General features: G+C 70.0%; 24 protein-coding genes. 12 read left to right on the top strand and 12 right to left on the bottom strand.

Annotated features, from left to right (window positions below):
- The 3 genes from GNT64_RS11755 to GNT64_RS11745 all read left to right on the top strand — a co-directional run bounded on the left by GNT64_RS11755 (position 1) and on the right by GNT64_RS11745 (position 1752).
- Positions 1-585, top strand: a complete 585-nt coding sequence (locus GNT64_RS11755; protein ID WP_156679690.1) for a PRC-barrel domain-containing protein — start codon at positions 1-3, stop codon at positions 583-585.
- A 70-nt stretch (positions 586-655) separates the two neighbouring features.
- Positions 656-1015, top strand: coding sequence for an EthD domain-containing protein (locus GNT64_RS11750; RefSeq protein ID WP_156679689.1), 360 nt, complete (start codon positions 656-658; stop codon positions 1013-1015).
- A 47-nt stretch (positions 1016-1062) separates the two neighbouring features.
- On the top strand, positions 1063-1752 hold the full coding sequence (locus tag GNT64_RS11745) for a DUF4197 family protein (protein ID WP_197276967.1): 690 nt from the start codon (positions 1063-1065) through the stop codon (positions 1750-1752).
- Between the two features lie 25 nt (positions 1753-1777).
- Here the strand turns inward: GNT64_RS11745 and GNT64_RS11740 are convergent, their stop codons facing one another.
- Both GNT64_RS11740 and GNT64_RS11735 read right to left on the bottom strand, forming a co-directional pair.
- Positions 1778-2308, bottom strand: a complete 531-nt coding sequence (locus tag GNT64_RS11740) for a YceD family protein (protein ID WP_156679687.1) — start codon at positions 2306-2308, stop codon at positions 1778-1780.
- A complete protein-coding gene (locus tag GNT64_RS11735) occupies positions 2305-2823 on the bottom strand; it encodes a ubiquinol-cytochrome C chaperone family protein (RefSeq protein ID WP_156681587.1) in 519 nt (172 codons plus the stop codon). Before GNT64_RS11735 ends, GNT64_RS11740 begins: the two co-directional genes overlap by 4 nt.
- A gap of 134 nt (positions 2824-2957) precedes the next feature.
- Between GNT64_RS11735 and GNT64_RS11730 the strand changes: the two genes are divergently transcribed.
- A complete protein-coding gene (locus tag GNT64_RS11730; RefSeq protein WP_156679686.1) occupies positions 2958-3509 on the top strand; it encodes an outer membrane protein assembly factor BamE in 552 nt (183 codons plus the stop codon).
- Positions 3510-3532: 23 nt separating this feature from the next.
- Here GNT64_RS11730 and GNT64_RS11725 read toward each other — a convergent pair whose 3' ends face one another.
- From GNT64_RS11725 to GNT64_RS11715, 3 genes are all read right to left on the bottom strand, one after another.
- Positions 3533-5905 (bottom strand): bifunctional diguanylate cyclase/phosphodiesterase, encoded by a 2373-nt coding sequence (locus tag GNT64_RS11725; protein ID WP_156679685.1) that lies wholly within the window; start codon positions 5903-5905, stop codon positions 3533-3535.
- 205 nt (positions 5906-6110) lie between these two features.
- Positions 6111-8360, bottom strand: coding sequence for a spermidine synthase (locus GNT64_RS11720; RefSeq protein WP_156679684.1), 2250 nt, complete (start codon positions 8358-8360; stop codon positions 6111-6113).
- Between the two features lie 279 nt (positions 8361-8639).
- Positions 8640-9431, bottom strand: a complete 792-nt coding sequence (locus GNT64_RS11715) for a retropepsin-like aspartic protease family protein (protein WP_156679683.1) — start codon at positions 9429-9431, stop codon at positions 8640-8642.
- Positions 9432-9625: 194 nt separating this feature from the next.
- Here GNT64_RS11715 and GNT64_RS11710 point away from each other — a divergent pair, with 194 nt between their 5' ends.
- Both GNT64_RS11710 and GNT64_RS11705 read left to right on the top strand, forming a co-directional pair.
- Positions 9626-11188 carry an agmatinase family protein gene (locus GNT64_RS11710; RefSeq protein ID WP_197276965.1) on the top strand — a complete coding sequence of 521 codons (1563 nt, stop codon included), beginning with the start codon at positions 9626-9628 and terminating at the stop codon, positions 11186-11188.
- Positions 11185-12615, top strand: a complete 1431-nt coding sequence (locus GNT64_RS11705) for an agmatinase family protein (protein WP_156679682.1) — start codon at positions 11185-11187, stop codon at positions 12613-12615. The genes GNT64_RS11710 and GNT64_RS11705 overlap by 4 nt, the downstream gene beginning before the upstream one ends.
- A 1-nt stretch (position 12616) precedes the next feature.
- Here the strand turns inward: GNT64_RS11705 and GNT64_RS11700 are convergent, their stop codons facing one another.
- The 6 genes from GNT64_RS11700 to GNT64_RS11675 form a co-directional block, all read right to left on the bottom strand.
- The gene (locus GNT64_RS11700; RefSeq protein ID WP_231638970.1) at positions 12617-14272 is read right to left on the bottom strand and encodes an alkaline phosphatase D family protein; all 1656 of its coding nucleotides are present in this window, start codon (positions 14270-14272) and stop codon (positions 12617-12619) included.
- Positions 14269-16809, bottom strand: a complete 2541-nt coding sequence (locus GNT64_RS11695) for a TonB-dependent receptor (RefSeq protein ID WP_156679681.1) — start codon at positions 16807-16809, stop codon at positions 14269-14271. Before GNT64_RS11695 ends, GNT64_RS11700 begins: the two co-directional genes overlap by 4 nt.
- A 175-nt stretch (positions 16810-16984) precedes the next feature.
- On the bottom strand, positions 16985-17440 hold the full coding sequence (locus tag GNT64_RS11690) for a RidA family protein (RefSeq protein ID WP_197276964.1): 456 nt from the start codon (positions 17438-17440) through the stop codon (positions 16985-16987).
- 97 nt (positions 17441-17537) lie between these two features.
- Positions 17538-18590: an NAD(P)-dependent alcohol dehydrogenase gene (locus GNT64_RS11685; protein ID WP_156679680.1), complete on the bottom strand. Its 1053-nt coding sequence runs from the start codon at positions 18588-18590 to the stop codon at positions 17538-17540.
- 103 nt (positions 18591-18693) lie between these two features.
- The gene (gene yghU, locus GNT64_RS11680; protein ID WP_156679679.1) at positions 18694-19572 is read right to left on the bottom strand and encodes a glutathione-dependent disulfide-bond oxidoreductase; all 879 of its coding nucleotides are present in this window, start codon (positions 19570-19572) and stop codon (positions 18694-18696) included.
- A 160-nt stretch (positions 19573-19732) separates the two neighbouring features.
- On the bottom strand, positions 19733-20836 hold the full coding sequence (locus tag GNT64_RS11675) for a zinc-binding metallopeptidase family protein (protein WP_197276963.1): 1104 nt from the start codon (positions 20834-20836) through the stop codon (positions 19733-19735).
- Between the two features lie 175 nt (positions 20837-21011).
- Between GNT64_RS11675 and GNT64_RS11670 the strand changes: the two genes are divergently transcribed.
- From GNT64_RS11670 to aroC, 6 genes are read left to right on the top strand one after another with little or no spacing between them, the layout of a single operon-like run.
- Positions 21012-21965, top strand: coding sequence for a DnaJ C-terminal domain-containing protein (locus GNT64_RS11670; protein ID WP_156679677.1), 954 nt, complete (start codon positions 21012-21014; stop codon positions 21963-21965).
- Between the two features lie 6 nt (positions 21966-21971).
- Positions 21972-22916: a YihY/virulence factor BrkB family protein gene (locus GNT64_RS11665; protein WP_156679676.1), complete on the top strand. Its 945-nt coding sequence runs from the start codon at positions 21972-21974 to the stop codon at positions 22914-22916.
- A 10-nt stretch (positions 22917-22926) separates the two neighbouring features.
- Positions 22927-23730 (top strand): enoyl-ACP reductase FabI, encoded by an 804-nt coding sequence (gene fabI, locus GNT64_RS11660; protein ID WP_156679675.1) that lies wholly within the window; start codon positions 22927-22929, stop codon positions 23728-23730.
- A complete protein-coding gene (locus tag GNT64_RS11655; protein ID WP_231638969.1) occupies positions 23727-23969 on the top strand; it encodes a DUF4160 domain-containing protein in 243 nt (80 codons plus the stop codon). Before fabI ends, GNT64_RS11655 begins: the two co-directional genes overlap by 4 nt.
- Positions 23962-24315, top strand: a complete 354-nt coding sequence (locus GNT64_RS11650; protein ID WP_156679674.1) for a DUF2442 domain-containing protein — start codon at positions 23962-23964, stop codon at positions 24313-24315. The genes GNT64_RS11655 and GNT64_RS11650 overlap by 8 nt, the downstream gene beginning before the upstream one ends.
- Entirely contained in the window at positions 24312-25382 is a 1071-nt protein-coding gene (aroC, locus tag GNT64_RS11645) for a chorismate synthase (RefSeq protein WP_156679673.1), read from the top strand. Before GNT64_RS11650 ends, aroC begins: the two co-directional genes overlap by 4 nt.
- Positions 25383-25518: 136 nt before the next feature.
- Here the strand turns inward: aroC and GNT64_RS11640 are convergent, their stop codons facing one another.
- On the bottom strand, positions 25519-25851 hold the full coding sequence (locus tag GNT64_RS11640) for a hypothetical protein (RefSeq protein WP_156679672.1): 333 nt from the start codon (positions 25849-25851) through the stop codon (positions 25519-25521).
- Positions 25852-25860: the final 9 nt, after the last annotated feature.

Raw genomic sequence — 25860 nt, 5'->3', positions numbered from 1 at the left:
GTGGAAGATATCGCCGGATGGATCGCACCGATCGCCACGATGATCGCGGCGATGATGACCGCGGCCAATCTCGGCCCGCGCATCACCGGCTGGGGCTTCGTCGTCTTCACCGTCGGGTCGATCGCGTGGAGCATCGTCGCGATCGTCACGGGGCAGGCGAACCTGCTCTGGGCGAACGGCTTCCTCACGATCGTCAACCTCGTCGGCATCTGGCGCTGGCTGGGCCGCGAGGCGAAATATGGCGATGGCGCGCAGGCGGCAAAGGATCGCAGCGAGACGCGCGCCAGCCCGGCGCTGTTCCCGATCGGCGAGATCGCCGGGCGGGCGGTGATCGGGCAGGGCGGCGAGACGATCGGCCAGGCGATCGGCGCCATGGCGGAGTGCGACGGCGGCCGCATAGCCTATCTGATGGTGGCGGAAGGTGGCGTCGGCGGTGTCGGCGAACGGCTGCACGCCATCGCCTGGTCGGACCTGCGCGTGCGTGACGCGGGCTTCGTCGTGCCGCTGGACGCGGCCGGCCTGGCGGCGCTGCCCGAGGTGGACGCGAAGGCGTGGCCCACGCGGGCGGAGGCGATCGCGGCCTGACGAAGGCGCTAGTCGCTCCTGGCGGCGACAGCGGGCATGCCTCTCGCATCGACGAGCGCAGGAGAGAGACATGTTCAAGACGATCACGCTGCTGAAGCGGCGGCCCGGCCTGACGATGGCCGAGTTCATCGACTATTACGAGACGCGTCACCGCGTGATCGGCGAGAAATATCTGCGCGGCAGCGCCACCCGCTACGTGCGCCGCTTCCTCCATTCCTTCCCCAATCCGCTGACCGGCGAGGTGATCGAGCCGGAGCATGACGTGGTTATGGAGATCTGGTTCCCCGATCGCGAGACGTTCGAGACGACGATGGCCTCGCTCGCCGCGCCGGAGATCGCGGCCGAGATTTCCGAGGACGAGGAGCGCGTGTTCGATCGCGCGAAGAACCGCATGTTCACCGTGGAGGAGCACGAATCCGACCTGGGCTGAGCCCGCCGTTCATCGCGGGTTAGCGGATGCGGGCGGAAAGGGGCGGCATGGACATCGCGACGATCGATCGCCGCCGGCTGATCGGCTGGGGCGCGCTGCTGCCGCTGGCCGCGCTGGCCGGCTGCGCCGCCGGCCCCGGCGGCTACAGCCTGGACGAGGGCGTGCGGCGGCTGCTGACGCTCTCCACCCAGCGCGCGTTCGGCCGTCTGCTGCAACCCGGCGGCTTCTACGAGGATCAGCTCGCCCGCATCTCGCCGCCCGATGCGATCGGCGCCGGCGGGCCGGGCAGGCTGAACGCGATCTTCGGCGCCTTCCTGCGCAGCGAGGCGGTGCGGCGGCGCGTGTCGCTCGCGCTCAACGATGTCGCCGGGCGCGCGGCGCAGCGGGCAGCCCCCTACGTGCTCGAGTCGATCCGCGGCATGTTCACCGCCGATGCGGTGCGCACGCTGCGCGGCGGCCCGCAGGCGGCGACCGACCTGCTGCACCAGCGCATCGGCGGCCATGTCGTCGAGGTGATGGTGCCGGAGCTGGCCGGCCTGCTCCGCTCCGACCTGCTGAGCGCGCTGAGCGCCGCCGCCGCCGAGCAGACCGGCATCGACTATCTGGAGCTTGGCCGCACGGTCGCCGAGCAGGCGGCCGACGGCATCTTCCGCGTCATCGGGCGGGAGGAGGCGGCGATCCGCGCCGATCCGGCGGCGACCCGCGATCCCGTGCTGATCGCGCTGCTGCGGCGATAGATCCACGCGGGTCGGCGCGTCGTCCTCACTCTCCCAGGCGGTCGCGCAGGCCCTTCAGCGCGGCGAAGGGGCCGGCATCCTCCTCGGCGATCACGCCGGCCGCCTTCAGCACGGCATCGGCATCGTGCGCGCGGGGAAAGGGATCGAGCGCGAGGTAGAGCGTCTCGGCCGCAGCCTCGCCCACGTCGATCGCGCCGCCATCGTAGCCGACGGTGTCGCAATCGGCGGCGTCGAGCTCGATCTCGTCCTGCGCGGCGGCGAACGGCTCCGGCACGAAGCGCAGCTCGAGCGGCACGGCGAGCGTGGCGGCAAGCGGCGCGCCCGTCGCCACGCAGGACTGGGTGACGGCGGCAGAGACGACGCCCTCGGCGTGGACGATCTCGCCCGCACGCCGCACGCGTATCTCGGCCGAGAGGCGATCGATCGCGACGAGATCGAAGCGGCGGGCGAGGGCCGCGCGCTCCGCCTCGTCGGCCGTGACGGTGATGGCGCGCTCCGCCTCACCGATCGTGTCGATCCGCACCGGGCGCGGGAACTCGCTGGCCGCCGCCGTCACGGCAGGTCGCCCGCGATGATCGTGTCGGCGGGCGTGTCGGCCAGCTGCCGGTGGAACGCGCGCATCCGCCCGGCGACCAGGGCGAGCGCATCGGGCGCCGGCGCCGCGCCGCGATAGAGGTTGCGAGTGAGCGCCGCGGGCAGATCCTCCGCACCGGCCAGCGCCGCGCGATAGGCCGTGATGCGGCCGCCGAGCGCGCTCATCATCTTGCCGATATGCTTGCCGACCACCACGTCGCCGATGCCGGCCTGGCGCAGCTGCCCGTCCATGTCGTCGACGAACAGCTCGGTCAGCAGCGTCGACGGCTCGCGCGCCGGCGCGCCGGCGGCTTCCAGCCGGATGAGCACGAGGGCGAGCATCGCCGCGATCATGTCGAACCGGCCGTCCAGCGTGTCGGGCACCGCGCCGTCGCGATACCAGGCGGGGTCGCGGCCCCTGGCGACGATGGCGGCGTAGAGCGGCCGGAGCGGTGCGCGCAGATCGCTGCCGCTGAAGAACCGACGGAAGATGGACAAGGGGCGCCTCACGCGATGTTCGCCGCGCTTGCGTCGGCATGGTCTCCCCGCATATTGAGGCGGCCGGCTCCCGATGCAACGGGTTTGCGGAGCCGTGTTGCGGCCTTGCCGGCCGTGTTGAGGAGATTGCACGGATGCCCGCTTCCCGTTCCGGCCGATCGGCGCGCCGTTCCTCCTCCGCCCGCCCCTCGTCCGCCCGCCCTTCGCCTGCTCGTATCGCGACGATCGTGCTGGCCGGCGGCGCGCTGGCGATCACCGCCGGCTGCGCGCGCATCCGCGACCACAAGGGCTATGTCGTCGACAGCACGCTGATCGATACGGTGCAGCCCGGCATCGACAATCGCGATTCCGTCGCCAAGACGCTCGGCCGGCCGAGCTTCGCCGGCGAGTTCGACGGCGACCGCAGCTGGTATTATGTGTCGCGCGACACGCGGCAGTTCGCCTTCAGCCGGCCCAAGCCCGTCGCGCAGACGATCCTGGCGGTGAAGTTCGACGCGGCCGGCAACGTGGTATCGGTGCAGAAGGGCGGCATGGAGAAGGTGGTCAGCATCTCGCCCGATGGCGACAAGACGCCGACGCTCGGCCGCAATCGCGGCTTCTTCCGCGAGCTGTTCGGCAATATCGGCCGGGTGGGCGGGGCCGGCGGCCCATCGCAGAGCGGCGGCACGACCGACAATCCGAACTGACGGCGCGCCCGGCGGGGCGGCGATCAGGCGGCGATGGCGCCGTCGTCGCGCAGCGCCGGCTTCACATGATCGATCACGACTGATTCGAAGAAGCGGATCGGCTGCGGCCGGCTGATCAGATAGCCCTGCATCTGCTCGCAACCCTCCTGCTGGAGGAGGTGCATCTGCGCGGCCGTCTCCACGCCCTCGGCCAGCACCGACATGCCGAGGCCGCGGCCGAGGCCGATCACCGCCTTCACGATCGCCAGCGCCTGCGGATTGTCCGCCATGTCGCGCACGAACGACTGGTCGATCTTCACCTTGTCGAACGGGAACTGGCGGAAGTAGCTGAGCGAGGAATAGCCGGTGCCGAAATCGTCCATCGCGATCTGGCAGCCCAGCGCCTTCAGCCGGTGCAGCACGGCCAGCGCCTTGTCCGCATCCTTGATCAGCAGGCCCTCGGTTATCTCAAGATCCAGCCGGCACGGATCGAGCCGGCTCTCGCGCAGCACCGTCTCGATCAGCGTGGCGATATCGCCGATGGCGAACTGCACGGGCGAGAGGTTGACCGCGATCTTTAGCGGCTGCTGCCAGCTCGCCGCCTCGCGGCAGGCGCGGCGGAGCACCCACTCGCCGATCGGCACGATCAGGCCGGTCTCCTCGGCCAGCGGGATGAACACGCTCGGCGATACGGCGCCGCGCTGCGGATGGTTCCAGCGCAGCAGCGCCTCGAAGCCGACGATCTCGCCCGTCTCCAGGCTCGCGAGCGGCTGGAAGTGCAGGTCCAGCTGCCGCCGCTCGATCGCCTCGCGCAGATCGGCTTCCAGGCGGTGCCGCTCGACGATCTGCTGATCCATGCTGTCGTCGAAGAAGTGGAAGGCGCCGCGCCCCTGCGCCTTAGCGCGGTAGAGCGCGAGATCGGCCTTCTTGTGCAGATCCTCGCCGGTCTCCGCGTCGGTCGGGTAGAAGGCGATGCCGATGCTGGTGCCGATCGTGGCCGCCATCTCGCCCACGGGGAAGCGTTCCGCCAGGCGATCGATGATGCGCTCGGCGAGCAGGCCGGCATGCTGCGGCCCGCCGCTGGCCGGGCGGATGATGGCGAACTCGTCGCCGCCCAGCCGGGCCAGCGTGTCGCCGTCCTCCAGGCAGCCCTGGATTCGGCGGGTCGCCTCGATCAGCACGGCATCGCCCGCCGGATGGCCGTAGAGATCGTTGACCGCCTTGAAGCGATCGAGATCGAGGCACAGCATCACCGCCGGATGGTCGCGGCCCGACGTAGCGATCGCGCGATCGACGGCGGCGGTGAAGGTGAGCCGGTTGGCCGCGCCCGTCAGCGGATCGTGGCTGGCGAGATGGGCGATGCGGGCGGCGGCGGCCTTGCGATCGCTGATGTCGCGCACGACGATCATCTCGCGCCGCTCGCCGGCCATCGTGCCGCCGCGCGAGGCGGTCTCCACGTCCATCGTCGTGCCGTCACCGCGGCGAAGCGCCGCCTCGACGAAGCCGCTACCGGCCGCGGCGGCGTGGCTCGCGCGGTGGCCGGGCAGCACCTGCGCCACGCGCAGACCGTGCGGCGGGGCCGCCGGATCGAACCGCGCCATCGTCCAGAAGATGCTGTTCGCATCGACGACCTCGTCGCCGTCCAGGATCAGCAGCCCTTCCAGCGAGCAATCCGTGAAGTGCTTCAGCCGCTCCGCCTCCTGCAGCGCGCTCTTGGCCAGGCGGCTGTCCGCCAGCACGGTGGCGAAGGCGACGGCGAGCAGGGCGACGATCAGCGAGGTGACGGCGGTGGCGAGGCCGCTGGAGCTGATCGCGCCGGCATCGATCGTGGCGGTGTTGTCGGGAAGCACGGTGGCCGCCGCCATCGCGCCGAAGTGGATCGTGCAGACGGCGAGGGTGAACAGCACAGCCGGCTGCACGGCGATGCCGCCATCCGAACGCTGGAACCGCAGCATGGCGCAGCCGACCAGCACGCCGCCGAGCAGGATGGCGACGGCGGCGAGGCCGCCCTCGTAGATGACCCGGCCGGTCGTCTCCAGCGCGGCCATGCCGATGAAGTGCATCATTGCGATGCCGGCCGTCATCAGCAGCGTGCGCCCCAGCACCGTGCGGCGGGTGAAGGCGGCGGCGCTCATCGCGATCGCGATCAGCACCGAGACGATCGTGTAGTCCGGCGAGTAAGCGGTGGGCAGGCCCGGTTCGTAGGCGAGCATCGCGATGAAGTGCGTCGCCCACACGCCCGATCCGGCGACGAAGGACAAGGCGACGATCCACCGCAGCCGGCGACGGCACGAAGCCGTCCGCAGGTGCCCCGCGAGGGTGAAGGCGGTGAGCGAGGCGAACAGGCAGATCGCCCCGGCGAGCAGCACCAGCCGCAAATCGTGCTGGGTCGCGAGACAGGTATAGATTTTGAGCAACACCGTTTCCCGAACACCGCGTGAGAGACCAGGGTCGCACGCTTCTGCCACGCCGCGCTGAAGGAAATGTTAAGTCACGGGCGTGACTTGGCCGCCGCCGCACCGATCGCGAGCGGTCCCTTCGCGGACTTCGACCAATGTCGAAGGCCGCGGCGATTACGATGCGGCCGGCGCGACGATCACGGTTCGGGCAGGCGCATCCGTGTCAGCGCAGCCCGCGCAGGACGGGCAGGACGGATCCGTAATCGTCGCTCCACGCGCGGAAACCCGGCCGGTCGACGAGCGGCCGCCAGCCGTCCGCGCGTCCGGCGGTGAGGCGGGCCAGGGTGCGTGGATCGGGCGAGAGCGCCACCCAGATCGAGCGGGCGGCGGCCGCCTTCGCGGCGCGCGCGTCCGGCGTGTAGTCGCGCAGCGCTGCGGCCAGCCCGTCCGCCCGCGCGGCGGCGGCGAGCACCGGCTCCAGATCGAAGAAGCGGTTCGAGATGTGGACCATCAGCAGCCCGCCGGGGGCCAGCGCGCGGCGATAGACGCCCAGCGCCTCGCGCGTGAGCAGGTGCATCGGCACCGAATCCGACGAGAAGGCATCGACCACCAGCAGGTCCAGCCCGCCGGCCGGCGCGCGCGACAGGCTGAGCCGCGCGTCGCCGATCTCGATCGGCACGCCGGGCGTGCAGCGCGAGAGGAAGGTGAAGCGGCGCGGATCGCGGGCGATCGCGACGACCGCCGGATCGATCTCGTAGAAGCGCCAGTCCTGCCCCGGCCGCGCGTAGCAGGCGAGCGTGCCGGCGCCGAGCCCGACGACGCCGATCCGCGCCGAAGGGCCGAACAGCGCGGGCGCCGCCGTCATCGCCAGGCCCACGCCGGAGAGCGGCGCATAGTAGCTGGTGGCATCCCGCTCGTGCCCCGGTGCCGTGCGCTGCACGCCGTGGGTGGTGGTGCCGTGGATCAGGATGCGGGTGGCGTCCGCCTGATCGGCGACGGTGTAGATGCCGTAGTAGCTGCGCACACGCTTGCCGGAGACGAACGACTGCAGCATCGTCTGCCAGCCGCCGCTCGCCAGCATCACGGCGACGATCGCGAGACCGAACAGCGCCCGGCGGCCCACCGCGACGAAGGCGGCAGAGGCGAGCAGGCCGATGATCGCCAGCGCGATGCCCGGCGACGGATCGCCGCCCAGGAAGCCGCCGGCGGCGAGCGCCAGCAGGCCGGTGGCGAGGCCCAGCCAGCGCGTGAGCCGCGCCGCCCGTTCCGGATCGGCCCGCAGCCGGGCGAGCCAGCCGAACAGCGAGGCCTGCGGCATCAGCAGCGCCGCCGCGACGATCAGCAGCGGATGCTCATACGCCCAGTCGAACAGCAGGGGCGCCGCGAGCGCACAGAACAGCCCGCCCACCACGCCGCCGACCGACATCGCCAGGTAGAAGCCGGTGAGGTGCGCGGTGCCGGGACGGGTGCGGTACATCTCCCGATGCAGCGTCACGGCGACGACGAACAGCAGCGCCAGGTTCGTCGCGGCGGAGAGGAGCGGGTAGGCGGCGGCGTTGGCGAACGCCGTCTGCGCGCCGGCCACCAGCATGACCGGAAAGGTGCGGGCGATGCCCAGCGGCACCCGATCCCGCGCGGCGAAGGCGACCGAGAAGCTGAGCAGGTAGAGGCCGAGCGGCACCACCCAGATCAGCGGCATGGCGACGATGTCGGTCGTCAGATGCGTCGTGGTGGACAGCATGAGCCCGGACGGCACGGCCGCCAGCGCCACCCAGCGCGCGCGATCGCGCAGCGAGGGCGGCGGCGACGCGGCAACCGCGTCGCCGGCAAGGTCTGGCTGATGCCCGGTCGTGCGGCGGGTGGCGCAGCAGGCGAGGACGAGCGCCACTAGTGCGGCGTAGCCGAGCGTCCACAGCAGGCTCTGATGCGCCACCGTCAAGGTCGGCTCGACGAGCAGGGGGTAGGCGAGCAGGCCGCCGAAGCTGCCGAGATTGGACGCCGCGTAGAGCGAATAGGGGTTGGCGCCGGGGAAGCGCAGGGCGAACCATCGCTGGATCAGCGGCGCCTGCGCCGCGACCACGAAGAACAGCGGCCCGATCGAGAGCGACAGCAGCCACGGCACCCACAAGGCCGGGGTGACGCCCGCCGGCATCTCGATGCGGGCCAGGCCGATCGGCAGCCAGCAGGCGGCGGCCAGCATCAGCCCGACATGCACCAGCGCCTGCCGTCCGGGCGTCAGCCGGCCGAGCGCGTGGGCATAGGCATAGCCGCCGAGCAGCAGCGCCTGGTAGACGAGCATCGCGCTGTTCCACACCGCCGGCGCGCCGCCCAGGCGGGGCAGCGCCATCCGCGCGACCATCGGCTGCACCAGGAACAGCAGCAGCGACCCGGTGAGGATCGTGGCGACGAACAGGATGCGCACCGGCGATCCGGCGGGCGTGGCGGTTTCGGCGCGAACGTCGCAATGTTTCATCACGGCAAGGTTAACCATCAATGGTTAGACAAGCATTACCAACCACGCGGGGCACTTTTCCGCGCGTTTACCGTTCCGCTTGAAGGTTGGTGAAGGCGACGCTGTCATGCAGGTCGCACGATCAGGAAAGCGGTGGATCGATGCGGACGTTTTCGGACAGGATGGTGGCCGGCAGGCCGGGCCGGATGAAGGCGATGGAAGCGGCGCTCTGCGCCTCGATCTTCGCGGTCGTGGCGATCACGATGATGCCGAGCTGGATCTGAATGCCCGTGCCGCCGCTCAGCGGGCGGCGACCTGCTGCGCGTGCGGGCTGATCGTCATCACGCCATCCTCGATCACGATGCGGCCCAGGCGAACAAGCTCGGTCTGCCCCAGCAGCGTGTAATCGAGCCCCTGCTGGCCGATCGCCGCCGATATGCCGCCGAACTGCTGGCCGGCGATCTCGAACGAGCGCAACCGCGCCACATCCAGCACCGTCAGCCCGCCGATGCCGATCATGCGGCGATTGCCGATCACATCCTCCGCAGCACCCGTGGCCCACGCATCGCGCGCGGAAAGGATCGTGTTGGCGGCGCCGGTATCGACGATCGCGCGCACCGGCACGCCGTTGATCCGGATCGTGGCGACGAAGTGGCCGGTCGCCGGATCGCGGGGAATGCGCACCGGCGCGGGCGCGTCCTGCACCGCCAGCCCAAGCGCCTCGGCGTCGAGTTGCAGGCGCGGCGCCGGGCGTGGCGGCAGCGGAGCCGGACGCGTGGGGCGGGCATAGGCGATGGCGACGACCGGCTCGATCCGCGTCACGACGGTGCGGCTGATCGTGCGGCCGCGCGCATCCTCGTCGATCGTCTCGGTGGTGGTGATCGTGGCCGATCCCGGCATGGCTTCGCCGCGGAACGGCGTGTCGCGCACGGTGCGCGCGCCGCCGGGGCGGACGGTGATCGTGCGGACCACGCCGTCCGGCACCTCCTGCACCTGCCCGTCGACGACGATGCGCACCTGCGCGGCGAGCGGCGTGGACGCGGCGCAGGCGGCGAGCAGCGTCGGCAGAAGGCGCATGCGGCGGATCGTCATCCCGCCGGTCTAGGCAGCGATGCTCACCGGCGGGATAAGGGTGATGGTAAAGCCCGCGCTTATCATTCCGGCGGGTGGCCGCTCCGCATCTGCGTCAAACGCCTCATGTCCCGGCGCCCGGCGAGCGCCTAGCATCCCGACAGGCGCAGCCCTCGCCGGGGGAGGCGCCGCAACGATGGGCGCTGGGATATCGCATGAGGACACGTCTGAAGCTGCTGGCCGCCGCGCTGGCGATGCCGCTCCTGCTCTCCCGCCTGATGGCGGCCGAGCCGACGCGGGCGGATCTGCCGCAGGGCAACGTCGATCCGGCCAAGCCGCCGGTGCGACCGGGCGGCGGCGCGCCGCTGGTGAAAGGCCCGCCGACGCGGCCGGGCGAGATACCGCGCCACATCGACGCCTATACGCCCGGCCTGATGCCGGTCGAGCCGCTGACCATCCCGGCCGACGTGATGGCCAGGCTGAAGCCGCTGCCCGCCGACAAGATCGCCTTCATCCAGAGCGGCCGGGCGCGCGTGGTGGTGCGCGGCGAGGTGCTATTCGATCGCGTGCGCAAGGCCGCGTCGGCCCAGCAGATCGAAGCCTATGTCGATGCGATCATCGCGGTTGCGCAGCAGGTGCAGTTCCGCAAAGGGCGCGATCCGGAGACGATCCCGCTCGACACCAGGTCGCCCCGCTTCAACGACTGGCACCTGCTGCGGCCGCCGGGGCTGAACCCGAAGCGGCAGCCCGGCCCGATCGTGCTCTCCCGCTACCTGCGCGGCGGCGGCGGCTTCTCCACCTTCAACGGATCGCCCGTGGCGTTCACCCCGCAGGATCTGATCGCGGGCAAGGTGGACGTGGCGATCCTGGGCGCGCCGCTCGATATGGGATCCGGCTGGCGCGACGCCCGCCACGGCCCGAACGCCATGCGCGTGGCGCGGATCGGCACCGGCGGCACCGACGTGTCGAGCATGATCTCGCCCAACGAGGTGCTGAACATCGTCGATTACGGCAACGTCGCGATCGACCAGATGAGCACCGAGCGCAGCGTGCAGGAGGTGCGCCGCATGGTGCGCGAGATCGCCAGAACCAAGGCGATCCCGGTCATCATCGGCGGCGACCATTCGCTGGAATATCCGAACGTGGCGGCGATGGCCGACGTCTACGGCAAGGGCAATGTCGGCGTCATCCACTTCGATTCGCATCTGGATACGGGGCGCGGCCGCGTCCACCTGCTCGATCACGGCCAGCCGATCTACCGGGTGATGAAGGAAGGCCACATCCGGCCGGAGGATTATATCCAGGTCGGCCTGCGCGCCCACTACACCAAGGATTATTACGAGTGGGAGCGGCTGATCGGCATGCACTACCACACGATGGCCGAGGTGGAGCGGCGCGGCTGGGACGCGGTGATGGAGCGCGTCGTGAAGGAGGCGAGCAAGAACACCAAGTATCTCTACATCTCGTTCGATGTGGACGTGCTGGATCCCGCCTTCGAGCCGGGCACCGGCACGCCGGTGGCGGGCGGCCTGACGATGCGCGAGGCGATCCCGATCATGCGGCGGCTGTGCGCGGAATCGAACGTGGTCGGCTTCGACATCGTCGAGCTCGCGCCGCAGCTCGACCCGACCTATCGCAGCGCGCTGAACGGCAACAGCCTGATGTTCGCCTGCCTCACCGGCATCGCGATGCGCAAGAAGGGCATCGTCCAGGCCAATTATTTCAGCCCGCTGTCCTCCGAGCACGGCCAAGACAATTATTACGGAGCGAAGAAGTGATCGCTTTCCCGCGCATTCCGGCGCTGAGGGGCGCCGCTCTCGCCATGGCGCTGGCGGCCGGCATCGCGCCCGCCGCGGTGCAGGTGGCGCTGACGCCGGCGCAGCAGGCCTTCGTCGACGATCCCGCGATGCTCCAGCGGTTCGGGCTGACCCGCGACCGGCTGATGACGATCCTGTCGCGTCAGGACGCCGCGGCGGCGCAGGCGACCGTCGCCTCGATGATGCAGACGATCGAGGCGGCGAAGTTCCAGCCGGGCGATCCCGCCGTCGCCGCCGATCCGGTGCAGCCGCTCGATCCGGTGGAGGACATGGCCGCCGTGCCGCTGAACCCGCAGGCGGGCGATTACAACGCGTCAACCGTGCTGCGCCCGGCCACCCTGGACGAGTATCAGCGCGATCCCGGCCCGTTCAGCCTGAAGCGCTATTTGTACGAGCAGGATCCGATTCCCACCTTCGCCGGCGCGCCGGTGGCGCTGCGGGCGGAGGATCTGACGGCGGGCAAGGTGGACGTGGCGTTCGTCGGCGTGCCGCTCGATCTCGGCAGCGGCTGGCGGGACTCGCAGAACGCGCCGGCCACCCTGCGGGCGATGTACGGCTCGTCCGGCTACGACGTCTATGCCGGGGTCGATCCGACGGTGCAGCTCAGCATCGCCGACTATGGCGACCTCTCGGTCGACAAGATGAGCGCCGAGGTGACGGTGGAGCATGTCCGCAAGATGATCGGCGAGATGCTCGGCACCGGCGTGATCCCGTTCATCGTCGGCGGCGATCATGCGCTGATGTTCCCCACCGTCGCCGCGATGACGGACCGGTACGGCGTCGGCAAGGTCGGCGTCGTCCAGCTCGACGCGCATTTCGATGCGATGAAGGGTGACGGGCACTTCATCTCGGACCAGCAGGCCGTCTCCCGCCTGATCGAGGCGAAGCTGATCCAGGGGCGGGACATCGTCCAGGTCGGCACGCGCGGGCAGGAAATGAGCGGCGAGGACATGGGCTGGATGCGCACGCAGGGCCTGCGCTACCACACTATGGCGGAGGTGGAGAGCCGCGGCTGGGACAAGGTGCTGGCGAGCGTGCTGGACGAGGTGCGCGGCGGCCCGGAGAACATCTTCGTCTCGTTCGACGTCAGCGTGCTCGATCCCGCCTTCGCCAGCGGCGCTGGGCGGCCGGCGCCGGGCGGCCTGACGATGCGCGAGGCGGTGCCGATGGTCCGCCGCATCTGCGCCGAGACCAAGGTCGTCGGCTTCGAGATGCTGGACGTCGCGCCGTATCTCGATCTCAGCTACGCCACCGCGCTGAACGCCAACTACATCATGCACGCCTGCCTCACCGGCATCGCGATGCGCAAGGGCGGCATCAAGGATCCCGCCTATCTGAGCCCGCTGACGGTGAGCAGCGCGACGGCTACTGGCGCGAAGCGGCGCTAGGCTAGCCGAGGCGGGTCAGCCGGCTGCCCTTGTCCGCCGCGCGCGCCTCGAACGCGGCGATCCGCCTGGCCTCATAGGGCTTGGCGAGGATCGTCGAGACGGCGACATAGTCCGCCCGGGCGCGTTCCGGCGTGAGGGTGAGGAGGATGTAGCCCTTGGCGCGCTGATCGCAGAAGACGACCTCCTCGCCGGCCGCCTCCAGCATCTGGCCCAGCGGCACGCCGGACAGGCTGTCGCCGACCGAGGGGCTGGTGATCGAGGAGGTGCCGAACTCGACCGCGACGAGGGCGCCGCCATCGTCGAACAGGTCGTTGGCCCAGAAGGCGTGGCTGTCGCCGGAGAGGACGAGCGGGCGGCTGCCGGCGGCGCGGAAGCTCTCGTACAGCCGCTGGCGCGCGGGCGGGTAGCCGTCCCACGAATCGAGATTGTAGGGCAGGCCGGCGCGGAACCCCGCCTGCGCCGTCTTCAGCCGGGTGGCGACGGCGGGCGGCAGCGCGGCCAGCATCGCCGCCGCCTTCTCCGGCCCGGCGAGCTTCACGATATCCGGCCCCGGCACGCGCGCCATCACCACCTGGTTGCCCAGCACCTGCCACGGCCGCCCGGCCGCCACCGATGCCTTCAGCTCCTGCTCCACCCAGCTGCGCTGCGGCGGGCCGAGCATCTCGCGATCGGGCCGGGCGCGCTCCTTCAGCACGGCGGCGATCGATGCGGCGTCGACCGGCTTGACCACCTCGTCCGCCTGCTGGCTGCGCGCGAGCAGCCGCGTCTCGACCATCAGCAGTGTCGCCAGATCGCCGAACTGGAAGCTGCGGTTGATCGACTCCCAGGTCTTGCCGGGGATCGGATCGCGGATCGGCATCCACTCGAAATAGGCCTGGATGGCGGCCGCCTTGCGCGCCTTCCAGTCCCCCTCGGTGGCGGGCTGGTGGTTCTCGGCGCCCCCCGTCCAGCTGTCGTTCGCCGTCTCGTGATCGTCCCACACGCAGATGAAGGCGGCGCGGGCGTGGGCGGCCTGCAGGTCGGCATCCGTCTTGTAGCTGGCGTGGCGCGCGCGATAGTCGGCCAGCGTCACGATCTCGTGATCCGGCTTGACGAGACGGTTCAGCGCGCGCGCGTTGGCGCCGCCATAATCGAGCGGATCATATTCGTAGATATAGTCGCCGAGATGGACGACGGCGTCGAGGCGCGCCTCCCGCGCGATCGCGTCATAGGCGTTGAACAGGCCGTTGGCGTAGAGCTGGCAGGAGACGACCGCCATCACGACGTCCGCCGCCTTGCCTTCCGGCAGGGTGCGGAAGCGGCCGACCGGCGAGCGGGTGCCGGCCGCCTCGAACCAGTACCAGTAATCTCGGCCGGGCTTCAGCCGCCCGGCCTCCACCTTCACCGTATGGTCGCGCGCGGCGCGCGCCTCGGCGGTGCCGCTGGCGACGGGCTTGCCGCCCTCGCTCTCGGCGACGCTCCAGCGGACGGGCACGGCGGCGGCATCGGTGGTGACGCGCGTCCAGAGGATCGCGCCGTCGGTGGCGGGATCGCCGCTGGCGACGCCGTGTGCGAAGGACGCTGCCGCCGGCGTCGCCGCCTGCCCGGCGGCGGGCAGGGCGGCGCCGGCGCCGATCAGGGCAAGGGCGGAGCGGCGATCGATCACGGGTCCGGTCACTTTACGTCTCCGAAGCGGATGGTGGCGGTGATCCCGTAGAAGCGCGGATCGCCGGCGATGAAGGTGGGCAGGCCGAGCGCGTCGCCGGTATTGCCGGCATCGCGGATATACTTCCTGTCGAAGACATTCTCAACGAAGCCCTCGACACGCCACGCCTTGTCCTCGGGCTCGAATCCCAGCCGCAGGTTGGCGAGCGCATAGCCGTTCTGCGTCTCGTCGCGCAGATTGTCGGCGACCAGCGCGGCGGGTGGCTGCTGGAGGTCGGAACGATCATTGTCGTCGTCGAAATAGACGCGGCTCTGGTAGGTCACGCTGGGCGACAGGCTGATGCGGCCGGGGCCGACCGGCACGTCCAGGATCAGGCCCAGCGCGGCGGAATGATCGGGCGAGAGGCGGAAGCGGTTGCCGTCGCGGATGCCGGATTTGAAGCGGCTGTGGTTGTAGGCGTAGCTGGCGTAGAGCGAGACGATGTCGTTCGGCACCCAGCGCGCCTGCGCCTCAAGCCCGTAGCTCTCGGCCTTGCCGGCGTTGACGGTGATGATCTGCGTGCCCTGCTGCACCTGGCTCTGGAAATTGCGATACTGGTAGAAGAACACCGATCCGTCGAGGAACAGGGTGCGGCCGAGCAGCGCCGTCTTGACCCCGGTCTCGTAGCTGTCGACCCGCTCGTTCGCCAGCACGTTGAAGTTGGTCGCGGCGAACGGCGCGGCCGGGCCGGCGGCGTTCAGCACCTTGGGCCGCCGGCCGCGCGCATAGGTGGCGTAGAGGCTGGCCTGGGGCGAGGCCGCGTAGCGGGCGGTGAAGCGCCAGCTGAAGCCGTCGTCGGTCAGGTCGGCGCTGTCCACCCCGCCATTGCCGGCGGTGGGCTGCGCGCCGAGGCCGAACAGCGGCACCGGAAAGGCGGCGGAGAGCGGGATCGCGGCTGCGCCGGGCACGCTGAGCGCGCCGAGCAGCGCGGACCGGGTCGCCGCCGGCTGGCGCAGCGCGCCGATGAAGCCGCCCAGGATCGAGCGGCCGTTCAGCACCGCCGAGGTGTAGCGCGTGCGCTTGTCGTCATGCGTGTAGCGCAGGCCGGCGCCGATCTCCAGCTTCTCGCCGATGCGGTAGGTGGCGTCACCGAAGATGTCGAAGGCGCTGGTGCGCGAGAAGTTGGTGCTGGTTTCGGAGTGGCCGGGCTTCAGGTTGGCGGCGATCGCCATCGCCTGCGCCGCCGGCAGCGCGACGCCGGATGCGGCAGCCGCGCCCTGCAGCAGCGCGCCGGTAAAGGCGGTGTTGGCGAACACGGCGGCGGGTGCCGGATCGGTGGCGGGGCGGCCCGGGATTGGGCCGGAAAGCGCATTGGCGATCCGCGCCAGCACCGCGCGCTCGTCGAACATCGCCGGCGTGCGCTGCGATCCCTTCTCGTAGAAGTAGCTGCCGCCGAGAAAGGCGGTGAGCGGCCCTTCCTCGTAGGTCAGCCGCAGTTCCTGGCTCGCCTGCTTGCCGCGCGCATCCTCCGCGGCGGTGAGCACGGGTAGCGAGATGCCGTCGGCGTCGAAAATCTCCAGCGCCTTGAAGTGGCGGTAGGCGGAGATCGAGGTGAGAGTGAGCCGGTCGCTCAGCGTGTAGGTGGCGAGGCCGGTGACGCCCCACACCTCCCGGTCCATGCCGAGGCCGCGGTCGCCCTCGAAGCCGGAGCCGGCGGCCAGCGCCGCGCCGCTGTTGCGCCCGGCGTTGCCGATCACCGCGCCCGTGACGGGATCGGTGGGGCGGTAGGTCGTGGACTTGAACGGCGTGCCGTTCGTCTCGTCCTTCTGGTAGTTGCCGATCAGGTCGAACTTCAGACCGCCGGTCTCCGCGTGGAGCGTGCCGCGCACGGCCTTGGTATCGACCGAGTTGAAGTCCGGCCCGCCGAGCAGGTTCTTCACATAGCCGTCCCGCTTGCGCAGGCGGCCGGAGACGCGGGCCGCGATGCCTTCGCCCAGCGGCGCGTTCACCATGCCTTCCACCACATAGGCGTCGTAATTGCCGTAGTCGGCGCGCAGGCGTGCGCCGAAGCCGTCCGGATCGGCCTTGTTCTCGATCAGGTTGACCGCGCCGATTAGCGCGCCCCGCCCGTACAGCGTGGACTGCGGCCCCTTGGCGACCTCGATCCGCTGGAGATCGAACGGCTCGACATAGGAGCCGCGCGACTTGGAGATGGAGACGCCATCCTGGAAGACGGAGACGCGTGGCTCGTTGGTGGCGGTGCCGCTGTCGGAGGTGATGCCGCGCATGACGAAGCCGGGATTGTTCGGCGACTGGTTCTGCACGTCGAAGCCGGGGACGAAGCGGGAAAATTCCTCGAGATCGTCGAGGCCCAGCCGTTCGAACTCGGCGCCCGTCGTCACGCTGAGCGCGATCGGCACCTCGATCGGGTTCTGCGCGCGCAGCTGGGCGGTGACGACGATCTCGTCAGGCGCCGCAGCGTCTGCCTCCGCCACGGTCTGTGCGCGCGCGGGCGATGCCGCGAGCGCGGCGAGGCTGACGGCGGCCAGCGCCACCGAACGAAACGTCATGGCATGTCCCCCTGTTCGACCGGCATTAGGATTGCTGCATGACGCATTGGTTGCGCTTTGGCGACCGTCTCACGACATGCCGCGCCACCGCCTCAGCGGCAGCTAAACAGGCCCCATCGACGAGGATGCGCGCGCCTGGCGCCCCCGGCGACGGACGGATCCGCGGGTCAAGGCCCTACCGGGCGCGGACGGCGATCCCCATCACCTCGAAATGCGCGCCGCCCAGCAGGCTGCCGGCGCCGATGAAGGCACGCGCCGGCAGCGGGCCGGTGAAGTAGGTGCGATAGACGTCGTTGAACGCGGCGTAATCGGCCAGATTGGTGGCGAACACCTGCACCCAGACGAGATCGTTCATGGTGAGGCCGGCCTTCTCCACCGAGCGCCTGATATTCTCCATCACCAGCCGCGCGCCGGCCGCCACGTCCGCCGGCGGCTTGCCGGTGGCCGGATCGGTATCGGTCGTGCCGGACAGATAGAGCGTGTCGCCGGCCATCACGGCGGCGCTGAACGGCGGCCCCTTGGCCATGCCTGGCATCCCCGGCATGGCCGCGGGCGGATAGTGGGTGACGGGGGCCGCCCCGGCGGGCGCGGCGGCGAGCAGTGCGGTGGCGAGCAGCAGCGGCGTCTTCATCGTCGATCCCCCCAGATGGCAGGAGGGAGTGGAGCAAATCGCCGTCCGCTCCGCAAGCGCCGTGGCCGTTCCTTGCGGCCACGACGCGCGGCATGGGTCAGGCGGCGAGGGTCGCGTTGTCGATGACGAAGCGGTACTTCACGTCGCTGCGCTGCATCCGGTCATACGCCTCGTCGATCTGCTGGATCGCGATCATCTCGATATCGGCGACGATGCCGTGCTCGGCGCAGAAATCGAGCATCTCCTGCGTCTCGGCGATGCCGCCGATCAGCGATCCGGCGATCGACTTGCGCCCGAACACCAGCATGCCGATCGTCGGGCTGGGGTGCGGATGCTCCGGCACGCCCACCATGGTGAGCGTGCCGTCCCGCTTCAGCAGAGCGGTGAAGGCATCGAGATCGTGGCTGGCGGCCACCGTATCGAGGATGAAGTCGAAGCTGCCGGCGTGCGCCTGCATCTGCGCGTCGTCACGCGAGTTGACGACCTCGTCCGCACCGAGCGTGAGGGCGTCGTCGCGCTTGTGCGGCGAGGTGGTGAAGGCGACGACGTGGGCGCCCATGGCGTGGGCGAGCTTCACGCCCATGTGGCCGAGGCCGCCGATGCCGACGATACCCACCTTCTTGCCCGGCCCGGCCTGCCAGTGGCGCAGCGGCGAATAGGTGGTGATGCCGGCGCACAGCAGTGGCGCGACGGCGGCGAGCTGATCCTCCGGATGGCGGATCTTCAGCACGAACTTGTCGTCCACCACGATCGCTTGGGTGTAGCCGCCGAGCGTGTGGCCGGGCTGCTCGTCGGTGGGGGCGTTATAGGTGCCGGTAAAGCCGTTCTCGCAGAACTGCTCCAGCCCCTCCGCGCAGGCGGAGCAATGCTGGCAGCTGTCTACCATGCAACCCACGCCGACGATCTCGCCGACCGCGAACCGCGTCACCGCATCGCCCACCGCCGTCACCCGGCCGACGATCTCGTGGCCGGGCACGCAGGGATAGAGCGTGCCGCCCCACTCGCTGCGGACTTGGTGCAGATCGGAGTGGCAGACGCCGCAATAGGCGATGGCGATCTGCACGTCGTGCGCGGCGGGCGCGCGGCGCTGGATGTCCATCGGTTCGAGCGGTACGTCGGCGGCGGTGGCGCCATAGGCCTTGATCGGCATGCGGGAGATATCCTTGCTTGGTCGTCGCGGCGGCACATAGGCGTCCGGCGTGGCGATCGTGAGACCGGCCCGCGCTTTTTTCGATGGATCGCGGCGGCGCCGGCTACGACGATGCCGGCGCGCGCTTGTCCTCCGTCCCGGTCAGGAAGTCGCCGGCGTCGTGCCGCTCGTGCAGCTGCTCGGACGGATCGCCGACGATGCGGTTGACGATGCGGCCGCGCCTTACCGCCGGCCGGTCCGCGATGGCTGCGGCCCAGCGCACGACGTTGGCATATTCGTGCACGGAGAGGAACTCCGCCGCGTCGTAGGCGGCGCCTCGCACCAGGCCGCCATACCAGGGCCAGATCGCGATGTCGGCGATGGTATAGTCGGGGCCAGCGATGAACGCGCTCTCCGCCAGGCGCCGGTCGAGCACGTCGAGCTGGCGCTTCGCCTCCATGGCGAAGCGATCGATCGCATATTCGATCTTGACCGGGGCATAGGCGTAGAAGTGGCCGAAGCCGCCGCCGAGATAGGGCGCGCTGCCCATCTGCCAGAACAGCCAGGACAGGCATTCGGCGCGGGCGGCCGGCGCGGTGGGCAGCAGGGCACCGAACTTCTCAGCTAGGTGCATCAGGATCGCGCCCGATTCGAACACGCGGATCGGCTCCGCGCCGCTCCGGTCCAGCAGCGCCGGGATCTTCGAATTGGGGTTCACGCCCACGAAGCCGCTGCCGAACTGGTCGCCGTCGCCGATGCGGATCAGCCAGGCGTCATATTCCGCGCCGGCGTGGCCGAGTTCGAGCAGCTCCTCCAGCAGGATCGTCACCTTCTGCCCGTTGGGCGTCGCCAGCGAGTAGAGCTGCAGCGGATGGCGGCCGACGGGCAGCGCCTTCTCGTGCGTGGCGCCGGCGATCGGGCGGTTGATGTTGGCGAAGCGGCCGCCGCTGGCCTTCTCCCAGGTCCAGATTGCGGGGGGCGTATAGGTTGGGGTCTCTGTCATGATGCGCTCCGATTGTCGCCGAAGGTGACGGATACGGTTGCGGGCGGCGCCGGCGTCAGCGGCCGCCGGGCGGCCTGCCCTTGCCGCGCGGCGGCGGGCGAAGGAACCCGCCGGGCGAAGCCGAGGCGCGCGGGGTTGGGGCCAACCGGCACGCGCCCGCTCAATCGGCCACGGTCGGGGCCATGGGCCGGACGCTGGTGCGGGCGATCATCGCGTTGACATAGTCCAGCTTGGCCGTGACCGCCGCAGAAAGATGGAACGGGTAGAGATCCGGCTGGCCCATGCTGCGGTTGATCGCGTTGAGGGCGAAGGAATAGGGCACGATCTGCGCGACGAGATCGTCCGTCGCCGCGCGATAGGGGTCGAACGCAACCGCCGCGCCGGGATGCGCCTCCGGCCCCGGAAACGGATCGAGCCGGGTGCCGAAGCCGCCCAGCGCCGCCAGCGTATCGACGATGTGGAGCAGGTGGGCGAAGGTCTCGGCGAAATCCTCCCACGGATGGGATGTGGCGTAGAAGCTCACATAATCGTCGGTCCACGCCTTGCCGCTGCTATAGTGGTTCTGCAGCGCGGAGGCGTAATCGAGCGTCTCGTCGCCGAACACGGCACGGAACCGCTGGAGCTCCTCCGCATCGTGGCGGATCAGCCGATCCCAGTAATAATGGCCCACCTCGTGGCGGAAGTGGCCCAGCAGGGTGCGATAGGGCTCGCCCATCTCGCGGCGGATGCGCTCGCGCTCGACATCGTCGGCCTCGATCAGGTTCAGCGTGATCAGGCCGCCATTGTGGCCGGTGAGGATCTGCGGCTGGCCGTTCATCTCCGCCACGGGATCGTAGAGCAGATCGAAGGTCAGCCCCTGCGGCAGACCGCTGGCCTGCGCCTCGGGATGCGTCTCGATCGGCACGCCCAGCCGCAGCAGGGTGTGGAACAGCCGGCGCTTGGCCGCCTCCACCTTGCCCCAGCGTTCCGGCACGGTCGCGATCGTGAGGTCCGGGATCATGCGGTTGTGCCGGCAGGCCCGGCAGAAGGGCGTCGGCTCGGCGGCGCCGACCAGCCAGTTGCACACCTCGAAGCCGTTATTGTTCTCGCACACCCGCACCTCGTGCGGGTTGCCCGCGCCGTCGCGCCAGGTGGTCAGATTGTCGCCGAGGAACAGGAAGGCGTCGGACGCGGGATCGTAGCCGAGGGTGAAGTGGCAGGCGGGGCAGATGCGCACCTCGAAATGCAGCAGGCGGTTGCAGTTGGGGCAGGAGAAGGGTGCCACGCGCGTTCGTCGCCTGTGCCTGAGGGTTGGACCGCGATGAACGCGAATGTGCCGACATCGTGCCGCGCGCATCGCGAAACTTTGGTCTTGCGCAAGCCGGCGGGACTGCACATCTGACCTGTGGCGGATCTGCAACAGATGGCGGTCCGCGCGAGCATACCGTAACGGGCAGGGCATGGCGGACCTATATTCGAAACTCGGCGTGGAACGCGGCGCGGACGAGGCCGCGATCAAGAAGGCCTATCGCCGGCTGGCGAAGGAGCTGCACCCGGACCGCAATCAGGACAATCCGAAGGCTACGGAGCGGTTCGCCGACGTGACGGCGGCCTACGACCTGCTGACCGACAAGGACAAGCGCGCCCGCTACGATCGCGGCGAGATCGACGAGCAGGGCAATCCCAAGGCGCCGTTCGGCTTCGGTGGCGGCGGCGGGGGCGGCGGCTTCCGCCCCGGGGCCGGCGGCGGGCAGGGCGGCTTCGAGTTCAATGGCGAGGGCGGCGACTTCGGCGACATCTTCGAGGGGCTGTTCGGCGGCGCCGCCGGCGGTCGCGGGCGTGGCGGCTTCAACCCCGGCTTCGGCGGCGGCGCGCGCCGGCCCGCGCCGAAGGGCGCCAACGTGGCCTATCGCCTCTCCGTGCCGTTCGAGGAGGCGGCGGCGCTGAAGCCGCAGCGCGTGACCCTCTCCGACGGCAAGACGATCGACATCAAGCTGCCGGCGGGCGTGGAGGACGGCACCCAGATGCGCCTGACCGGCAAGGGCGAGATCGGCCCCGGCGGCGCCGGCGATGCGATGCTGACGATCGAGGTGCGCCCCCACCGCTTCTTCACCCGCGACGGCGACGACGTGCGGCTGGACCTGCCGATCGGCCTGGACGAGGCGGTGAAGGGCGCGGCGGTGACGACGCCGACCGTGGAGGGCGCGGTGAAGCTGACGGTGCCGCGCGGCGCCACATCCGGCAAGGTGCTGCGGCTGAAGGGCCGCGGCTTCCACCGCAAGGATGGCGGCCGCGGCGATCAGCTCGTCACCCTGGCGATCGACATCCCGGCCGACGATGCCGAGCTGGAGGCGTTCGTCGAGCGGTGGAGCGGCGGCGCCGCGCGCAACCCAAGGGCGGGGCTGGGCGTCTAGCCGCCCGTGCAGGAGATCTCGCCCGAGACGCCAGAGGAACGGGCCAAGCGCGGGGCAGTTCGCAGCCGCTTCGATCGCTCGCTGGATCGGGTGCGGCCGGGCAGCAAGGCGTTCGCGGTGCTGAAGCGGGTGGCGGTCGGCGTCTACTCGGATGGCTTCATCCACGCCGGCAACCTGGCCTATCTGGCGCTGCTCACGCTGTTTCCGTTCTTCATCATCCTGGCGGCGTTGGCGCAGTTCTTCGGCCACGGGCCGGATACGCTGCGGGCGATCGACAGCTTCCTGCGCACGGTGCCGCCGGCCGTCGCCCAACTGCTGCGCCAGCCGATCATGGACGTGCTGGCCGCGCGCACCGGATCGCTGCTGTGGCTGGGCGCGCTGGTGGGCCTGTGGACGGTCGGCAGCTTCATCGAGACGATCCGCGACATCCTGCGCCGCGCCTACGGCACCGGCTATTCGCGTGCCTTCTGGCACTATCGCATGACGTCGGCGGCGCTGATCATCGTATCGGTGGTGATGGCGCTGGCGGCGTTCAGCGCGCAGGTGCTGCTGACGGCGGCGGAGCAGTTCATCACCCGCCTACTGCCCTTCGCATCCGATATGGGGCGGTGGATCGGCCTCGGCCGGCTGGCGCCGCTGGCGATGCTGGCGGTGGCGCTCTACTTCCTGTTCTACTCGCTTACGCCGTCCAAATACCGCCTCTCGGCCTGCCCGAAGTGGCCGGGGGCGATGTTCACCGCCTTGTGGTGGATGTCGGTGACGATGGCGCTGCCGCACGCGCTGGCGCTGCTGGGCGGCTATGACCGCACCTATGGCGGGCTGGCGGGCACGATCATCGCGCTGTTCTTCTTCTGGCTGGTCGGCTTCGGTCTGGTCATCGGCGCGCATCTGAACGCGGCACTGGCGGAAACCCCCGGGTCGCGCGTAAGGGAAGCGCCGGACACGGCTTGAGGGAGCGATAATGGCAGGCCTGATGGAAGGGAAACGCGGCCTGATCATGGGGCTGGCGAATGATCGGTCGCTGGCGTGGGGCATTGCGAAGGCGCTGGGCGAACAGGGTGCCGAGATGGCGTTCAGCCACCAGGGCGAGGCGCTGGCCAAGCGGGTGCGGCCGCTGGCGGCGGATGTCGGCTCCGACTTCCTGATCGATTGCGACGTGAGCGACATGGCCAGCATCGACACGTGCTTCGCCACCCTGGCGCAACGCTGGCCGACGATCGACTTCCTCGTCCACGCGATCGGCTTCTCCGACAAGAACGAGCTGCGCGGCCATTATGTCGACACCAGCCTGGACAATTTCCTGCTGACGATGAACGTCTCGGCCTACTCGCTGGTGGCGGTGACGAAGCGGGCGCGTGCGATGATGCCCGACGGCGGCGCGATCCTGACGCTCAGCTACTATGGCGCCGAGAAGGTGGTGCCGCACTATAACGTGATGGGCGTCGCCAAGGCGGCGCTGGAGACCAGCGTCAAATATCTGGCGATGGACCTCGGGCCGGAAAATATCCGCGTCAACGCCATCTCCGCCGGGCCGATCAAGACGCTGGCGGCCAGCGGCATCGGCGATTTCCGCTACATCCTGAAGTGGAACGAGCTGAACGCACCGCTGCGCCGCAACGTGACGATCGAGGATGTCGGCGGCGCCGGCGTCTACCTCCTCTCCGACCTGGCGAGCGGGGTGACGGGCGAGATCCACCATGTCGATGCCGGCTACAACGTGATCGGCATGAAGGCCGAGGATGCGCCCGATATCGCGCTGGCATGATGCCGACGGTTCTGCGTGAGGGCGGGCTGAGGGTTATCATCTACACGACCGATCATGCGCCGCCGCACGTCCACGTATTCGGCGACGGTGAGACGAAGATCGGCCTGGGTGATGGAGCAAATGCATCCGAGGTAATCCGGCGGGTGGATGCCACTATCGCCGAGAGTCGACGTGCCCTGCGGATCGTGCGAGGATCGCACGCGTATCTGATGAGATGCTGGACCGATCTTCATGGCTGAAGCGAGCGAGGAAATGTTCGAGACGGCGCTTCGCCGAGGCGAGCTGGATCTCGTGACCAGGCCGCGTGCACGCGCCGCGCGCTACGATGCGGCGCAGGGCCATATCGTCATCGATCTGGTCAGTGGCGCCACATTCAGCTTTCCCGCCCATCTGGCGCAGGGGCTGGAGCAGGCAACCGCCGATCAGCTGGCGCAGGTGGAAATCTTGGGAGCCGGCTTCGGGCTGCACTGGGAAGCCCTTGATGCCGACCTGACCGTCGACGGATTGATGGCCGGGCGGTTTGGTTCGGCACGCTACATGGCGGAGCGGTTCGGCAAGGGCTGGCAGGCTGAAGCCGCCGCATGAGCTTCAACACCTTCGGTCGTATCTTCCGCTTCACCACCTGGGGAGAGTCGCACGGGCCGGCGCTGGGCGCCGTCGTCGATGGCTGTCCGCCGGGGCTGGCGCTGGCGGAGGGCGACATCCAGCCGTGGCTGGACCGGCGCCGGCCCGGCACCTCGCGCTTCACCACCCAGCGGCAGGAGCCGGATGCCGTGCGCATCCTCTCGGGCGTGTTCGAGGGGCGGACGACCGGCACGCCGATCAGCCTGATGATCGAGAATGTCGACCAGCGATCGAAGGATTATGCGGAGGTGGCGCGCGCCTATCGCCCCGGCCACGCCGATTACGCCTATGACGCGAAATACGGCTTTCGCGACCATCGCGGCGGTGGCCGATCCTCCGCGCGCGAGACGGCGGCGCGGGTGGCAGCCGGGGCCGTGGCGCGGGCGGTGATCCCGGAGGTGCGGATCCGCGCCTGCCTGGTGGAGCTGGGCGGCGACGCGATCGACCGCGCGGCCTTCGACGACGGCGAGATCGATCGCAACCCGTTCTTCTGCCCCGATGCCGCGGCGGCCGCGCGGTGGGAGGCGATCGTCGACGGCGCGCGCAAGGCGGGATCGTCGGTCGGCGCGATCGTGGAATGCGTGGCGGAAGGTGTGCCGGCCGGATGGGGCGCGCCGCTCTACGCCAAGCTGGACGGCGAGCTGGCCGCCGCCTGCATGAGCATCAACGCCGTGAAGGGTGTGGAGATCGGCGACGGTTTCGCCGCGGCACGGCTGACCGGCGAGACGAACGCCGATCCGATGCGGCCGGGCGATGACGGCCGGCCGATCTTCCTCGCCAACCATGCCGGCGGGATCGCCGGCGGCATCGCGACCGGCCAGCCGGTGGTGCTGCGCGTGGCGCTGAAGCCCACCTCCTCGATCCTCACGCCCGTGCCGACGATCGATCGCGCCGGGCAGGAGGCCGAGATCCGCACGAAGGGCCGGCACGATCCCTGCGTCGGCATCCGCGCCGCGCCGGTGGTGGAGGCGATGGTGGCGCTGGTGCTGGCGGATCAGAAGCTGCTGCACCGCGCGCAGTGCGGCTGAGCCGGGCGGCGTTCGCGGAGAGCCTGCGAGGCGGCGGCATCCAATCGCGCCGCCGGCCGTTATGCGGTCTCCTTCAGGAGAGCAAAATCATGCGTCATCTCAAGATCCTCGCGGCGATCGCGATCGCCCTGCCCGGTTATGCCATGGCCCAGGTCGGCCCCAACCCGTCCGTCAGCGGCGGATCGCTCGATCCGACGATGGGGCCGTCCTCCGACACGATGACCGCGCCGAACGACGCCGCGAGCTCCACCAACCAGCCGACTGTGGGCAGCCAGACGGGTTCGTCGATGGACAGCACGATGTCCGGCCCGGCCGGCACGCGAACGGGTGCGTCGGTAGGCACGAAGGCCGGCGCGACGGGCGCGATGCCGAGCACCACGACAGACAGTTCGGCAACGTCGACCATGTCGACCACCACCGGCACGAAGGCGGGCACGACGACCGGCACCCGGACCAAATCGTCGACCAAGCGCCGCTG

Source organism: Sphingomonas profundi, from assembly GCF_009739515.1.
GTDB classification, from domain to species: domain Bacteria; phylum Pseudomonadota; class Alphaproteobacteria; order Sphingomonadales; family Sphingomonadaceae; genus Alterirhizorhabdus; species Alterirhizorhabdus profundi.
This window is presented reverse-complemented; position numbering and strand designations above follow the sequence as displayed.

Bases quoted from the DNA above. Each gene is read 5' to 3' on its own strand.
- GNT64_RS11750 (WP_156679689.1), top strand. From the start codon at position 656: ATGTTCAAGACGATCACGCTGCTGAAGCGGCGGCCCGGCCTGACGATG.
- GNT64_RS11745 (WP_197276967.1), top strand. From the start codon at position 1,063: ATGGACATCGCGACGATCGATCGCCGCCGGCTGATCGGCTGGGGCGCG.
- GNT64_RS11730 (WP_156679686.1), top strand. From the start codon at position 2,958: ATGCCCGCTTCCCGTTCCGGCCGATCGGCGCGCCGTTCCTCCTCCGCC.
- GNT64_RS11720 (WP_156679684.1), bottom strand. From the start codon at position 8,360: ATGAAACATTGCGACGTTCGCGCCGAAACCGCCACGCCCGCCGGATCG.
- GNT64_RS11715 (WP_156679683.1), bottom strand. From the start codon at position 9,431: ATGACGATCCGCCGCATGCGCCTTCTGCCGACGCTGCTCGCCGCCTGC.
- GNT64_RS11710 (WP_197276965.1), top strand. From the start codon at position 9,626: ATGAGGACACGTCTGAAGCTGCTGGCCGCCGCGCTGGCGATGCCGCTC.
- GNT64_RS11695 (WP_156679681.1), bottom strand. From the start codon at position 16,809: ATGACGTTTCGTTCGGTGGCGCTGGCCGCCGTCAGCCTCGCCGCGCTC.
- GNT64_RS11690 (WP_197276964.1), bottom strand. From the start codon at position 17,440: ATGAAGACGCCGCTGCTGCTCGCCACCGCACTGCTCGCCGCCGCGCCC.
- GNT64_RS11685 (WP_156679680.1), bottom strand. From the start codon at position 18,590: ATGCCGATCAAGGCCTATGGCGCCACCGCCGCCGACGTACCGCTCGAA.
- yghU (WP_156679679.1), bottom strand. From the start codon at position 19,572: ATGACAGAGACCCCAACCTATACGCCCCCCGCAATCTGGACCTGGGAG.
- GNT64_RS11670 (WP_156679677.1), top strand. From the start codon at position 21,012: ATGGCGGACCTATATTCGAAACTCGGCGTGGAACGCGGCGCGGACGAG.
- fabI (WP_156679675.1), top strand. From the start codon at position 22,927: ATGGCAGGCCTGATGGAAGGGAAACGCGGCCTGATCATGGGGCTGGCG.
- GNT64_RS11655 (WP_231638969.1), top strand. From the start codon at position 23,727: ATGATGCCGACGGTTCTGCGTGAGGGCGGGCTGAGGGTTATCATCTAC.
- GNT64_RS11650 (WP_156679674.1), top strand. From the start codon at position 23,962: ATGGCTGAAGCGAGCGAGGAAATGTTCGAGACGGCGCTTCGCCGAGGC.
- aroC (WP_156679673.1), top strand. From the start codon at position 24,312: ATGAGCTTCAACACCTTCGGTCGTATCTTCCGCTTCACCACCTGGGGA.